This window comes from Roseateles sp., assembly GCF_039595595.1.
Taxonomy (GTDB): Bacteria; Pseudomonadota; Gammaproteobacteria; order Burkholderiales; family Burkholderiaceae_C; genus Roseateles.
The window spans coordinates 1-14,205 of record NZ_JBCNLG010000009.1 but is presented as its reverse complement, the minus strand read 5'-3'; the positions used below and the strand labels follow the sequence as shown (position 1 = coordinate 14,205).

Genomic DNA, 14,205 nt, shown 5'->3' with positions numbered 1-14,205 from the left:
CTCACCGCGTCTTCGCCGCGATCTTCCTTCTGATCTCCAATGGGCGCGCCAGCGCTGACGGCTGGAGCCAGCCGGGCATACTTCACCCCCATGGCCGCCCGTACTCCGATCTTCTTCGCCAGCGCCGCCGAGTTCCGCGCCTGGCTCGACGAGCACGCCGCCACGGCCACCGAGGTCGTGGTCGGTTTCCACAAGCGCGCCACGGGCACGCCCAGCATCGACTGGCCGGAGTCGGTGGACGAGGCGCTGTGCCACGGCTGGATTGATGGGGTGCGCACCCGCATCGACGACAAGCGCTACAAGATCCGCTTCACGCCGCGCAAGGCGGTGTCGATCTGGAGCGCGGTGAACATCGCCCGCGCCGAGGCGCTGATCCAGGAGGGCCGGATGAAGCCGGCGGGGCTGGCCGCGTTTGGGCGCCGGCAGGAGGAGCGCTCGCGGGTGTATTCGTTCGAGCAGCCGAAGGAACTCGTGGAGCTGTCGCCCGCGCATGAGGTCATCTTCATGCGCGATGCGCAGGCCTGGGCGTTCTTCCAGGCACAGCCGGACGGCTACCGCCGCACCAGCGTCTGGCACATCCTCAGCGCGAAGAAGCCCGAGACGCAGCTCGCGCGGCTGAACAAGCTGATCGAGGCGAGCGCGCGCGGCGAACGGCTCTGACGCCCGCCTCGCGGTTCCCCGATTGCACCTGAGGCGCGCGACGAAAAGTCGCCGTGCCCGAGGGAGTCACTTGACGACTGATCGGGCCTCTTCGTTGCCTTGGAGGTCCGCGCATGCGCAGACGCCCTTCCCGTTCCAACACGCGGCGCAATGTCCGCGCGGCGATGCTCACCTTTGCGTTCGCCACTGGCGCCTCGTCGGCACTGGCCGACGCCGCCACCGAGCCTCCATCGCTTCCCACCGAATGGATGCAATGGAACGGCCACCACTACCGGCTGGAGGCAGATGGTCATCTCAGTTGCTACGCCGAGGACAGCAGCCGTCCCAACACCTGCAGCCTCAATGCACCGACCGCCAAGGGCTGGCCGCTCAAGTGCGACGACCCGCGCTGGGGCGGCGACAACCGCAAGCGCACCGGCTATCAGGTCATCGACCATTGGTGCAATGCGGCCTACGCCAATCTGTTCGCGACCTGGGTCAGCTACAAGCCGCTTGGTCACAACGTCGAGTTGGCCACGGGACCGCGCGGCGACGTCATGTGCAAGTCGGTGGACGGAACGACCTGCCTGCCAGCGGGCGCTCCCACGCCACCATCCGGACTGAACCCGCTGGTATGCGGTCGAATGCTGCGCGACCGCACGGGAAGCAAGGGATACAACGATACCAAGCATTGGTGCAGCAGCCGGGAGATCGTCCCGGTCTTCGCCGGCGCGGAAAGAAACTTGCTTTGGAACGGCGAAGATCGGTATGGCCCCGCAGGGGGCATCGTGGATCGGGAATGGTGGTTCCAAGAGACCGTCGACATTCCCCTGCCAAGGTGGACGGGCGATGACCAAGCTGAATGGGTGGTGCGCATGGAACGTGTGTTCGCCACGCCGCTCGATTGGAACCCCCTCTATCCGAGGAAAACTGCGGTCACCGTGGGACTGTCTCGCGGGGACAGCGCCGGCGATCTTCTCGATCGTCCCTTCGCAATCTGGTCAGCAAGCCGCGACGAACCGCCTCTGAGGCAGGGAAGCGACCAACTTGTCGTCGTGGTCTCCGAGAAAGCTGACGGCAGCATCGAATTCAAGCATCAAGGTACGCCGCTGGGCTTTCGCGGCGACGACGGGCGTGCATGGGACCTGGCGTGGCGACCAGAAGTCCGTGCCAGCGAACCATTCAAGTGGCTGCTCGACCAGCGTGCGGCGAACGGAGCCCCGTGGTCAGTGCATTACAAGGCGACGCCTCGCCATCTCCAAATGCTCCATGTCGGATCGGGCGTCGTCGCCAGCAATGCCTACCGTTCAACCATGCTGCGAGTTACCGACGTCACCTTCACTCGCAAGCGCAAGATCCCGGCGTTCTGACGGCGCTTTCTTGCTTTTCTCTCTCCCTTTTCTTCGGAGATCCGCGCATGCGCAGACACCCTTCCAGTTCCGGCTTCCGGCTTCTTGCCAGCGCCGTGATGTTCTTCCTCTCGTCCGCTGCCGGTGCCTCAGCGGCGCACACTGGCCCACAAACGCTTGCCACCGAATGGAAGCAATGGAATGGCCACCACTACCGGCTCGAGTCGGACGGGCATCTCAGCTGCTACGCCGAGGACAGCGACCGGCCCAACACCTGCAGCCTCAACACGCCGACCGCCAAGGGATGGCCGCTCAAGTGCAACGACCCGCGCTGGGGCGGCGACAACCGCAAGCGCACCGGCTATCAGGTCATCGACCATTGGTGCAACAAGGCCTACGCCAATCTATTCGCGACCTGGCTCAGCTACAGGCCGCTCCGTCACAACGTCGAGCTGGCCACTGGGCCGCGCGGCGACGTCATGTGCAGATCGGCGGACGGAACGACCTGCATGCCAGCGGGTGCGCCCACGCCGGCGTCCGGACTGAACCCATTGGTATGCGGCCGCATGCTGCGCGATCGGACGGGCAGCAAGGGATACGACGACCCCAAGCATTGGTGCAGCAGCCGGGAGATCGTCCCGGTCTTCGCCGGCATGAAGGAGAAGTCGGACCTCGGCAGGGGCATCCATGGCTTCCCCGCGGAACAGAAGGCTTACATCATCCCGCTGCCTGCGTGGTCGGCGGGCGATGAGCCGCGGTGGGTCGTTCGCATGGAGCGCCGGTTCAACCGCGACGAGCAGCTCCTCACTTCGGCTGTCACTGTCGGCGTCTCTCACAGGACCGACATCGCGGACTACTACTTTCGCCCGTATTCGTTCTGGTCAGCTGTGCGCCAAGAGCCTCGGCGACGAACGCACGACAGGGACATTCTTGTGGTCAAGGCTTCAACGAGGCCCGACGGAAGCATCGCATTCGAGCAGCACAGCGCGCCGCTCGGCCAAGATCTGACCTGGACGTCCAAGGTCCACGACGCCACCCATCCGTTCCAACGGATGGCCGACGAACATCTTCCTGTCCTGCAAGGCGCCACCTCGATGCCACTGCCCTGGGAGCTGTCGCGGGAACTGACGCCGCACCACCTGCTGATCGCCTCCAGTGGCCTTGCAGCGCAACATGACCGCTTTGACATGCTGAGCCTGTACGTCGTCGACGTGACCTTCACTCGCAAGCGCAAGGTTCCCGCCTTTTAGCGGGCCGGCCAGCCCCGACCGCGCACTCACCGCGTCTTCGCCGCGATCTTCCTTCTGATCTCCGGCAGCGTCGCCGTCGCGACCTCGCGTCCCAGCGCGATGGCGCGGCGGCGCGTCGTGAAGTCGGCGCCGCTGAAGCCGTCCAGCTTGGGCCGCAGCACCACGTCGGCGCCCTGCAGTTCGTACTGGTTGATCGACTTGCCCATGATCGAGAAGGTCTGCATCAGCATGCGCATCGCGTCGCCCGGAATCTTCGGATCGGGCGGCTCGCCGATGTCCACCGCGATGACCAGCTCCGCGCCCATCTGCCGCGCGAAGCGCACCGGCACCGGCGCCACCAGGCCGCCGTCGACGTACTCGCGGTTGCCGATCTTGACCGGCTGGAACACCGCCGGCACCGCGCTCGACGCGCGCACCGCGGTGCCCACGTCCCCCTGGCGGAACAGGATCGGCGAGCCATCGCCCAGGTCCGTCGCGACGATGCCCAGCGGCACCGGCAGTTGCTCCAGCCCGCGCCCGCCCGTCATCTGCCGCACGTAGCGCGCCAGCGCCTCGCCGCGGATCAGGCCGCGCATCGGGAAGGTCCAGTCGGTGATCGCGCCTTCGTCCATCTGCTCGGCCACCGCCTGCAGTTCCTTGCCCGTGCGCCCCGCCGCGTACAGCGCGCCCACCAGGCTGCCCGCCGAGGTGCCGCACACCAGATCGACCTTGATGCCGTTCTCCTCCAGCACCTGGATCACGCCGATGTGCGCGAAACCGCGCGCCGCGCCGCCGCCCAGCGCCAGGCCCAGCCGCGGCGGCTTGGGCACCGGCTTGGGCGTGACCGGCGCCGGCAGTTCGGGGTCGGGTGTTGTCACGACGGGCGGCTGCGCCGTTGGCCCGAAGGTGGTGCAGGCGCTCAGCGCGGTCAGGCCGAGCGCGCCAGCGGCGCTCAGCCAGCGGCGGCGGGAGACCATCGCCGGCAGCGCCTGCGTGGTCTTGATAAGGTCGCGGTCGTCTGAAGACATGGCGCAGGATTTTAGGGAAACGCTGTAGCAGTCCTGTTGCACTGCGCACGCACAATCCCGCCCCAATCAGGAGAACTCATGAGTCGAGAGAGCGCGCTGCGGCGCTGGATGGTCCGAGGCCTCATCGGCCTGCCGCTGCTGCTGATCGCCGCGGCGATCGGGATCTGGGCCTCGGTGCGCGCGAGCCTGCCGCAGCTCGACGGCGACGCCGCGATCCCCGGCCTGAGCGCGCCGCTCAGCCTGGGCCGCGACGAACGCGGCACGCTGGTCGTCGAAGGCCGCACGCGGCTGGACGTGGCGCGCGGACTGGGCTTCGCGCACGCGCAGGAGCGCTTCTTCGAGATGGACCTGACGCGCCGCTCGGCGGCCGGCGAGCTGGCGGCGCTGTTCGGCGAGAAGGCGCTCGAGCGCGACCGCGCGCGCCGCATGCACCGGCTCCGCGCGCGGCTGACCGACCGCTTCGAGCAGCTCCCCAGCGAGGACCAGCTGCTGCTGCTCGCCTACACCGAGGGCGTCAACGCCGGCCTGCACGCACTGCCGGCGCGCCCGTGGCAATACCTGCTGCTGCGCGCGAGGCCGCAGGACTGGACGCCGGTCGATTCGCTGCTGGTGATCGCGGAGATGTACTTCATGCTGCAGTCCGGCAGCTACGAGGTCGGTTTCGAGCGCGCCATGCTGCGCGAGCGCGCCGGCGATGCCGTCTTCGACTGGCTGCATCCGCGCGGCGGCCGCTGGGACGCGGCGCTGGACGGCAGCCAGATGCCGCCGCCGCCAATCCCGGCGCCGGAGCAGCTCGACGTCAGGCGCAAGGCCGAGGCGCCTTCCACGACGCCTTCGCTGTCCGAGCCTGCCAGCGGACCGCCCGCCCGCTCGGGCGCGGCCTCGGCGGCGCTGCTGCGGCCAACCGACGATGACGATGCCGACGGCGAGGACAGCGCGGCCCCGGGCCCTGGCGGTGGCGGTGAGCCGCCGGTGCTGGGCAGCAACAACTGGGCGGTGGCGGGCTCGCGCACCACGCACGGCGGGGCGATCCTGGCGAATGACATGCACCTGGGCCTGGGCGTGCCCAGCATCTGGTATCGCGCGCAGTTCCAGATCGGCGCCGGACCTGCCGGCCTGCGCGCGGCCGGCGTGACGCTGCCCGGCCTGCCGGCGCTGGTCGTCGGCACCAACGGCCACGTGGCCTGGGGCTTCACCAACGCCTACGGCCAGTGGTACGACTGGGTCGAGGTGCCGCGCGACGCCAAGCTGGTGACCCGCACCGAGACCATCGAAGTGCAGGGCCGCCCCGCGGTGACGATGGAAGTGCGCGAGCTCGACGGCGCGCCCATCGTGGCCGAGGACGGCCCGCGCCGCTTCGCGCTGCACTGGATCGCGCACGAGGGCGCGGCCTTCAACCTGGACGCCGACCGGATGCTGGGCGTCAAGCATGTCAGCGAGGCGCTCGCCGTCGCGCAGCGCGCCGGCATGCCGCACCAGAATTTCCTGGCCGCCGACAGCGATGGCCAGATCGGCTGGACCATCGCCGGCCGGCTGTGGGCCCAGCCTGGCCTGCCGCAGGTCTACGGCCGCTTCGTGCCACCCGCGGCGATGCGCAAGGACTGGCTCGATCCGGACCGCGCGCCGCAGGTGCTGTCGCCGGCGCGCGGCCAGCTCTGGACTGCCAACAACCGCCAGCTCGAAGGCGCGGCGGGCGAGCTGCTCGGCGATGGCGGCTTCGACCTCGGCGCGCGCGCGCAGCAGATCCGCGATCGCCTCTCGGAGCGCGAGAAGCATGACGAGGCTTCCATCGGCGCCATCCACGCGGACGATGAGGCGCGCTTCATGAAGACCTGGGCCGCGCGATTCCTTGCGGCGGCGCGCGGCGATGCCGGCGCCAGTCCGACGCACAAGGCCTTCGTGCAATTGCTGGAAAACTGGAACGGCCGCGCCGACGCGGATTCCGCCGCCTACCGACTGGTGCGGCAGGCGCGGCTGCGCATGCTCGACACCCTGTGGACCGCGTGGACGCTGCCCGCGCTCGGCGACAGGCAGCTCGATCCCAAGCGCCGCATCCGCTGGCGCGGCCAGTTCGAATACAGCGTCGCGCGCGCCGTCGACGAGCGTCCGATGCATCTGCTGCCCGCGGCCTACGCGAGCTGGGACGCGCTGCTGCTGGCGCAGCTGGACGACGCGGCGCGCGAGATCGCGCCGGATGGCAACCTCGGCGCGGCGACCTGGGGCGTTCAGAACGCAAGCCACATCCAGCATCCGCTGGCCAAGGCGATTCCGCTGCTGTCGCGCTGGCTCGACATGCCCTCCGTGCCGCAGGGCGGTGACAGCAACCTGCCGCACGTGACGGGACCGGCCTTCGGGCAGTCGGAGCGTCTGGTCGTCTCGCCCGGCCGCGAGGAGCTGGGCTGGCTGTCGATGCCCGGCGGGCAGAGCGGGCATCCGATGTCGCCGTTCTACGGCGCGGGGCACCAGGACTGGGTCGAGGGCAAGCCCACGCCGCTGCTGGCCGGGCCGGTGATCCACCGCATCACCGCGCATCGGGACTGATCCGATCGTCCCGGGAGAGCGACTGAGCGGCTTCTTCAACTGGCTGAAGGAGCCTCTCGATGCGCCCTCCATTTCGTCTCCGCGTTTGCGCCTCGGCGCTGATCCTGTTCGCGTCGCATGCCTGGGCGCTGACACCGTCCACACCCGCGGCGCCCTCCGAGTGGAAGGAACTCGACGGGCAGTACTACCGCCTCGACGCGAACGGCGACTTCAGCTGCTACAGCGAGGACGCGTGGAACTGCAAAGCCGGCGCGCCGTCCCGGTATCCCGAACTCGTCCGGCCGCTCTCCTGCGGACGCGATGCCCAGGCGAAATGGGGAGTGACGGGATATGACACGCGCGGGCACTGGTGCAACACGGCGCATGCCAAGCTGTTCGCGAGATGGCAGGACTACGACATCCTCGGCCTGCCGGTGCTGCTCGCCACGAACGCGAACGGCGACCCGATGTGCGCATCCGCGAACGGCAGGAAGTGCGCATGGGGTGAAGAGCGCGGCCGCGTCAAGCGGGCGGAAGTGGTTCCGCTTGCCTGCGGGCAGGCCCTTCTCAAGGAGACCGGCTTCTCCGGCTATGAGGACGACCAGCCCGACCATTGGTGCCAGTCCCCCGAGATCATGGAGCAGCAGCTGGATCCGCCCGTGAGCATGGAATTCGCGCCCGGCAGCTTCGATCTGGAGACGAGGCTCTTCAGCGATTCGACCTCCCCCTGGCGGCCCTCCTCCTCGATTTCCCCGTCGACCATCTCCTACGAGTTCCCCACAGTTCCAGGACTCCCGTCCAGTGACATCGTTTGGGCCGCGCGGCTGAAGTCACAGGATTCGATGAGGTTCCATGTGACCCGCCGCGATGGACGGGTCACATGGATCGATTCCCCGGGGCACGGACTGATGACGGTTCGGATTCAACCGACGGACGATCTGCAGTACTGGGTCGGCTACGGTCGCACGCCCCCCTTGTTCCATCCGCATCAACGCTGGGACGATCCGTCCGCCTACTTCCGCCAAGAGGCGGGCGCTTCGACACAGGAAGTGCGGGAGAACCAGCTCACGCTCACCTTCAAGAGGAACCGGCCAGAGTCCTGGGAGCATGCCACGGACATGCCGGCGATCTACGAAACGGTGGTCGCTCGCAAGCGCCCCGCCCCGCGCATCTCGCATTGAGCCTGCGCGCCGCCCGCCGGCTCAGGCCGGCGGCGCCACCTTGAACACCTGCCGCAGGTAGGCCAGGAAGGTCTGGTCCTCGCACATGGTCTTGCCGGGGCTGTCGGAGAGCTTGGCCACCGGCTGGCCATTCACATGGGTGAGCTTGATGACGATGTTCAGCGTCGGCAGACCCATGTCGTTGCTGAGCTTGGTGCCGATGCCGAAGCCCAGCTGGACGCGGTCGGCGAAGTGGCGGTACAGCGCCAGCGCCTTGGACATGTCCAGCGCGTCGGAGAACACCAGGCGCTTGGTGTTGGCGTCGATGCGCAGCCGGTCGTAGTGCGCCAGCGCCTTTTCGCCCCACTCGACCGGATCGCCCGAGTCATGGCGCAGGCCGTCAAAGAGCTTGGCGAAGTACAGGTCGAAGTCGGCCAGGAAGGCGTCCATGCCGATCACGTCGGTCAGCGCGATGCCCAGGTCGCCGCGGTACTCCTGCACCCAGTCCTCCAGGGCCGCCTTCTGGTGGTCGCGCAGCCGCACGCCGGTGGCCTGGTAGGCCTGCAGGTACTCATGCGCCATCGTCCCGATCGGCACCAGGCCGAGCTCCTTGGCCAGCAGCACGTTGGACGTGCCGCGGAAGGTCTCGGGCAGCTCGTCGCGCAGCGTGCGCAGCACCTCGGCATGCCAGGCGCCGGAGAAGCGCCGCCGCAGGCCGAAGTCGAAGAACTGGAACGGGTGGCGGCGCGGCGCCTCGTCGCGCGTGAAGGCGCGGATGGCGTCGACCTTCTGCGCCAGGCGGCGCCGGCCCTCCTCGATCGCGGGGCCGTGGTCGAAGCGGCGGAAGTAAAGCTCGTTGACCATCGCCAGCACGAAGATCTCGAAGCCCATCACATGCACCTGCGGCCCGCGCACGACGATGTCGAGCTTCTCGCCCTCCGCGCGCACCGAGATGAAGTCGCGCTGGAAGCGGAAGATGCGCAGCAGGTCGATGAAGTCGGGCTTCATGAAGCGCAGCCCGCGCAGGTACTCGAGTTCGTCGGGCTGGAAGGTCAGCGAGCACAGGTGGTCGATCTCGCGCTCCAGGTCCGACACCAGCTCGGCCAGCGGGTATTGCGGCGTGTTACGGCACGCGAAGCGGTACTCGGCCTGCGCCTGGGGATGGCGATGCAGCATGGCCTGCCACATCGTGAACTTGTAGAGATCGGTCTCCAGCAGGCTGCGGATCACCGGGGCGTGGGTCGAGGGGCGGCTCATGGGCGGGGACTGTACCCGCGAGGGCGGCGGCCTGCCCGGCTGGGGGTGTCATGCGCACTCGCTTGGCATGCCGCACCCAGCGGGCTCCTTCATTGCTCGCAGGAGCCTTTCGATGCAGTTCTTCCCCTTACGCCCCGTGATGGCGGCCGCGCTGATGCTGGCCGGCCTCCAGGCCCACGCCAAGTCCGAGCCGGTCGACGAGCCTCCCGCGACGACCGAAACCCCTGCTCAAGCCTCGGCCTGGAAAGTCTTCAAGGGCCAGTCCTATCGCGTCGAGGCCGATGGCAACTTCAGCTGCTACAGCGAGGACGGCCAGCACTGCAAGCCCGGAACGCCCTCCGACGACGAGACGCTCGTGAAGCCACTGACCTGCGGCGCCCCGTACGCGGACAAGTACAGCGGTGCCACAGGCTATGACCAGACCAACCACTGGTGCAACGTCGCCTACGCCAATCTCTTCGCGAAGTGGCAGGACTACGAGATGCTGGGATTCCGCCTCCTGCTGTCGAAGACGCCGAACAACGACACGATGTGCATGTCCTCCGACGGCACGAACTGCGAATGGGGGCAGCAGAAGGGCGAGCCCGCTCCGGGCCGGCTGATCGCGCCCGTGGTCTGCGGCAAGGCCCTGCTCGGGACGCAATGGCAGATCACCGGATACGAGCCGGGGCGGGCGGACCACTGGTGTCAGAGCCGCGAGATCGTGGCCTCGGCGGACACTCACCTTTTGCGCCGTCATGAGCCGCAGGAGGTGGGCACTCTCATGTTCTCAGTTCAACTGCCGGATTGGACCGCCAATGAGAATCCGGAATTCATCGTTCGAGCCACCTCATTCGATATCGGCAGCCCCTTCGTCAGCGTCGTCGACCGCAACGGAAATCGTGTCAGCGCCGGCCCCGGAATCACGCTCGAGGGATCGAGGATCTCCTTTCGCATCCTTCGCGATTCCGCGAGCGGGCAAGATCGGTTCGCGGCATTCATGACTGAAAAGGTGGGCGGCCCCGAATGGCCAAAAGAGCACCTGCTGCGCGAGAAGCTGCATGCACACGGTTCGGGAAACGTCACGGACGACGTCTGGCGCGACGCCATTTTCCTGGGGCATTCCCAACTGGAACCATGGGAGTCTGAACGCACGCGGAACAGGCTGACAATCAACTATGGCCTTGCCGAAGTGCCTGTCGACTTCGAGAAGGTCCCGGAGTTCGTGATGACCCTGCCTCGCAAGAAGCCCCGCTACTGAGCGCCCGGCTTCACGCCGGCTCGGCGATGATGCGCCCTGCCTTCATCGCCTCCAACGCTCCGTGCCTCACGCCGCCGACCTGATCCGCTGCTCGATCGCCGCCCTGCTCCTGGGTGCGGCAGCCCTGGTCCGCGCCCAGATCCCGATCGCGATCGAATCGCCGCCCAAACCGGACGCGGCGATGAAGCTGGTCTACGGCGGCAACACCTGGCGCGACGCGCGCGTCGCGGCCTTCTTCGGCGGGCGCTCGCCGGCGCTGCGCGCCGACATCCGCGAGGTCTTCCGCGGCCGCTATGTCGAGCACAACGTCGAGAAGCTGATGCTCGTCTATCAGTTGACGCCCGGCCCGCGCGAGCAGTTCCGCTGCGGCGGCTGCGTGCCCGCGCTCGGCGCCGCCGTGCTGGCCGCCGACGAGCAGGGCCGCTGGAAGCTGCGCGCCAAGGGCCTGCTGCTGATGCCCGGCGCGCCGGGCTCGGGCGACGAGGACCTGCAGCTCCTGCAGATCGCCGACGAGCGCTGGCTGCTGCGCAGCCGCCGCTACGACATCGACCGCGGCCGCGAGAGCCGCGCCGAGCGCCTGATCCTCGAGCGCGACGGCGAACTGCAGCTCGCCGCGGAACTCGGCTTCGACGGCAAGCCCGGCCCGCTCGCCTGCGGCGCGGGCGCGGCGCCGCAGAGCTCCGGGGTCAGCGTGCTGAGCCCCGGACGCGGCCCGCGCGTGGAGATCGTGCTGCGCTTCAACGAAGGCTCCTGTCCCTCCCCGCGTCCCGTGGTGCAGCGCACCCGGCTTGAACTGCGCGACGGCCGCTTCGAGCTCGAACCGGACCGCGCGGAGCCGGACGACGACGCGCCCGTCGGCCCCCCTTCGCCCGAAACCGCCCGCCGCTGAGGCCGCCGGACCCGGCCCCGGTCCGAAACTCAGCCCAGCTTGTAGGTCTGCAGGTGGATGCTGGTCTCGGTCGCGCCGATGCCCTTGATCAGGCGCACGCGCTCCAGGATCTCGGCCAGCTCGCTCAGGTTGTCCGCGCGCAACTCGGCCAGCAGGTCCCAGCGCCCGTTGGTGTCGAACAGCCCCGCCACGCCCGGCTCGCCGAGCAGGATGCCCACCACCTCGCGGGTGCGGTTGCCCTCGACCGCGATGCTCATCCAGGCCGTGATGTGCGGCTGCGCCACATCGGCCCGCAGCTTCACCGTGTAACCGACGATCTGGCCGCTGTCCTCCAACCGCGTCAGCCGGTTGGTCACCGTCCCGCGCGAGACCTTCAGCTTGTGCGCGAGCGTGGCGATGCTCTCCCGCGCGTTCTGGCGCAGCAGCGCGATCAGTTGATGGTCGAGCGTGTCCATGTCGTCGAAGCCCCGCCTTCCAGGTCCGGCGCGCGGCGCACCATCGTGGCGCGGAGCGCGCATGAACGGCCGGATTCGCGCGCAGAGCGCCCTGGGTTAACCCTGATTTCACGGCACAACGACAGCCGAGGCTGACGAAATGCTCAATGAGCTCAAATTATTGATCAGTTCTCTGGCTTCCTGCTGACAGTGCGGATTCGAAGAATGGAGGCATTCCCACTGCCATGAGACTGCCGATGACGACCCGCCTGCTCCTCACCCCCGACGTCGCCCGCGTCGTCCGCCACGACGGCCTGGCCGAGAGCCTCAAGACCCTGGCCCGCTACATCGCCGACGACTACGTCCGGTGGAGCCAGTTCGACAAGAGCGCCCGCGTCGCCAACCACTCCGATGACGGCGTGATCGAGCTGATGCCGATCTCCGACGCATCGCTCTACAGCTTCAAGTACGTCAACGGTCACCCCAAAAACCACCGCGTGGGCCTGCCCACCGTCATGGCTTTCGGCGTGCTCGCCGACGTTGCCACCGGCACGCCGACCCTGCTCTCCGAACTGACGCTCAGCACGGCGCTGCGCACCGCGGCCACCTCGGCCCTGGCCGCGCAGCAACTCGCCCGTCCGGGCCCGCGCAAGATGGCGCTGATCGGCAACGGCGCGCAGAGCGAATTCCAGGCCCTGGCCTTCCATCACCTGCTCGGCATCGACGAGATCCGCCTGTTCGACGTCGACCCGGCCGCCACCGACAAGCTGGTGCGCCACCTGTCGCGCGTCGAGGGCCTGACGCTGATCCGCTGCCGCGACACCGCCGAGGCGGTCCGCGGCGCCGACATCGTCACCACCGTCACCGCCGACAAGCGCAACGCGACCATCTTGACGCCGGAGATGGTCGAGCCCGGCATGCACATCAACGGCGTCGGCGGCGACTGCCCCGGCAAGACCGAGCTGCATCGCGGCGTGCTGGAACAGGCCAGCGTGTTCGTCGAGTACGAGCCGCAGTCGCGCATCGAAGGCGACCTGCAGCAGATGCCGGCGGACTTCGAGGTCACCGAGCTGTGGCGCGTGCTGCGCGGCGAGGCCTCCGGCCGGCGCTCGGCGGACGAGGTGACGGTGTTCGACTCGGTCGGCTTCGCGCTCGAGGATTTCGCGACGCTGCGCTGGCTGAGCGATCGCGCGAAGGCGCTGGGACTGGGCCGCGAGCTGGCGCTGGTGCCGGACATGGCCGATCCCAAGGACCTGTTCGGCGAACTGGGACTGCCGGCCGCGCCGCAGGGCCAGTCCGCGCAGACTGCGGCGCTGGCCGCCTGAAAGCGGAGGCGCAGGCACGGACCCGGGCGCGCTCTTAAGATGCGCGCCTCATGGACTACGCCCCCCTCCTCAAGGAAATCGGCCGTGGCGCGCGCGGCGCCCGCGATCTGACGCGCGAGCAGGCGCGCGAGCTCTTCGGACAGCTGCTCGACGGCACGGTGCCGGATCTGGAGCGCGGCGCCATCCTCATCGCGATGCGCATCAAGGGGGAGAGCCTGGACGAACTGCTCGGCTTCGTCGAGGCCATGCAAGCCGGCGCGGCGCGCGTCCAGGCCCCCGATGGGCCTCGCACCGTAGTGCTGCCCAGCTTCAACGGCGCCCGCAAGCAGGCCAACCTGATGCCGCTGGTGGCGATGCTGCTGGCGCGGGAAGGCATCCCGGTGCTGATCCACGGCCGGCATGACTTCGACAGCCGGGTCAGTCCGTTCGAGCTGTTCGACGCGCTGGGGCTGACGGTGTCGCGGGATGCCGCGCAGGCGGGTGAGCGCCTGGAGGCGGAGCGGCTCGCCATCCTGCCGACGGCGGCAATCCATGCGGGACTCGACGCGATGATGGCGCTGCGTCCGCGGCTGGGGCTGCGCAACAGCAGCCACAGCGTCGCCAAGCTGCTGGATCCGCTGCCGGGGCGCAGCGTGCGCGTGGTGGCGGTGACGCATCCCGAGTACGTCGACAGCATGGGCACGGCGCTGCCCATTCTGAGCGCCGACGGCGGGCGCGCGCTGCTGATGCGCGCGAGCGAGGGCGAGGCTTATCTGCATCTGCGCCGCAAGGCCCACCTGCAAGGCTTCGCGGACGGACAAGCGATCGATCTCAATCCGCAAAGCAACGAGGATCTGGATTGGCCGTTGTCGACCGCTTGCGAGCCGGCGGACAACGCCGCGCTGGTCCGCGCGATCCTCGACAGCACGGAGCCCTTGCCGCCCCGCATCGCCGATCAACTCGCCGCACTGCGCCGCCTGGCGACCGCTTGAAGTCGCGGCCTGCGGCCATAAACCCACCCTCTCCCCTGCCCTTGTATGTAGCAAAGTACGCCCAGGCCGCCACAGGCCGACCCGCCCAGGGTAGGCGCTTGGGCGCCATACCGAGGGAGAGCGAGGGTCGTGGCGGCCGACCTCGGTTCGTCATGAACAGACAG

General features: G+C 68.6%; 12 protein-coding genes. 9 read left to right on the top strand and 3 right to left on the bottom strand.

All coding sequences use genetic code 11. The features are described from left to right. Window positions 1-90 precede the first annotated feature (90 nt). The 3 genes from ABDW61_RS12940 to ABDW61_RS12930 all read left to right on the top strand — a co-directional run bounded on the left by ABDW61_RS12940 (window position 91) and on the right by ABDW61_RS12930 (window position 3,238). Entirely contained in the window at window positions 91-660 is a 570-nt protein-coding gene (locus ABDW61_RS12940; protein ID WP_343639175.1) for a YdeI/OmpD-associated family protein, read from the top strand. Window positions 661-773: 113 nt separating this feature from the next. Continuing rightward, window positions 774-2,009: a hypothetical protein gene (locus ABDW61_RS12935; RefSeq protein ID WP_343639173.1), complete on the top strand. Its 1,236-nt coding sequence runs from the start codon at window positions 774-776 to the stop codon at window positions 2,007-2,009. 47 nt (window positions 2,010-2,056) lie between these two features. Further along, window positions 2,057-3,238 carry a hypothetical protein gene (locus ABDW61_RS12930; protein WP_343639172.1) on the top strand — a complete coding sequence of 394 codons (1,182 nt, stop codon included), beginning with the start codon at window positions 2,057-2,059 and terminating at the stop codon, window positions 3,236-3,238. 26 nt (window positions 3,239-3,264) lie between these two features. On the opposite strand, the gene ABDW61_RS12925 is transcribed toward ABDW61_RS12930, so the two are convergent. After that, window positions 3,265-4,245, bottom strand: a complete 981-nt coding sequence (locus tag ABDW61_RS12925) for a patatin-like phospholipase family protein (protein ID WP_343639170.1) — start codon at window positions 4,243-4,245, stop codon at window positions 3,265-3,267. 78 nt (window positions 4,246-4,323) lie between these two features. Here ABDW61_RS12925 and ABDW61_RS12920 point away from each other — a divergent pair, with 78 nt between their 5' ends. Both ABDW61_RS12920 and ABDW61_RS12915 read left to right on the top strand, forming a co-directional pair. Beyond that, entirely contained in the window at window positions 4,324-6,786 is a 2,463-nt protein-coding gene (locus ABDW61_RS12920) for a penicillin acylase family protein (protein WP_343639169.1), read from the top strand. A 59-nt stretch (window positions 6,787-6,845) separates the two neighbouring features. Beyond that, window positions 6,846-7,946, top strand: coding sequence for a hypothetical protein (locus ABDW61_RS12915; RefSeq protein WP_343639167.1), 1,101 nt, complete (start codon window positions 6,846-6,848; stop codon window positions 7,944-7,946). 21 nt (window positions 7,947-7,967) lie between these two features. Here the strand turns inward: ABDW61_RS12915 and pncB are convergent, their stop codons facing one another. Next, window positions 7,968-9,182: a nicotinate phosphoribosyltransferase gene (pncB, locus tag ABDW61_RS12910; RefSeq protein WP_343639166.1), complete on the bottom strand. Its 1,215-nt coding sequence runs from the start codon at window positions 9,180-9,182 to the stop codon at window positions 7,968-7,970. A 112-nt stretch (window positions 9,183-9,294) separates the two neighbouring features. On the opposite strand from pncB, the gene ABDW61_RS12905 reads away from it, so the two are divergent. Beyond that, window positions 9,295-10,422, top strand: a complete 1,128-nt coding sequence (locus tag ABDW61_RS12905; RefSeq protein WP_343639165.1) for a hypothetical protein — start codon at window positions 9,295-9,297, stop codon at window positions 10,420-10,422. Window positions 10,423-10,483: 61 nt separating this feature from the next. Continuing rightward, entirely contained in the window at window positions 10,484-11,311 is an 828-nt protein-coding gene (locus ABDW61_RS12900; RefSeq protein ID WP_343639164.1) for a hypothetical protein, read from the top strand. Between the two features lie 29 nt (window positions 11,312-11,340). Here ABDW61_RS12900 and ABDW61_RS12895 read toward each other — a convergent pair whose 3' ends face one another. Then, the gene (locus ABDW61_RS12895; protein ID WP_343639163.1) at window positions 11,341-11,766 is read right to left on the bottom strand and encodes an Lrp/AsnC family transcriptional regulator; all 426 of its coding nucleotides are present in this window, start codon (window positions 11,764-11,766) and stop codon (window positions 11,341-11,343) included. 236 nt (window positions 11,767-12,002) lie between these two features. On the opposite strand from ABDW61_RS12895, the gene ABDW61_RS12890 reads away from it, so the two are divergent. Next, window positions 12,003-13,070, top strand: coding sequence for an ornithine cyclodeaminase (locus ABDW61_RS12890; RefSeq protein WP_343639162.1), 1,068 nt, complete (start codon window positions 12,003-12,005; stop codon window positions 13,068-13,070). Between the two features lie 50 nt (window positions 13,071-13,120). Continuing rightward, window positions 13,121-14,041: a DNA-binding protein YbiB gene (gene ybiB, locus ABDW61_RS12885; RefSeq protein ID WP_343639161.1), complete on the top strand. Its 921-nt coding sequence runs from the start codon at window positions 13,121-13,123 to the stop codon at window positions 14,039-14,041. The last annotated feature ends 164 nt before the right edge of the window (window positions 14,042-14,205 follow it).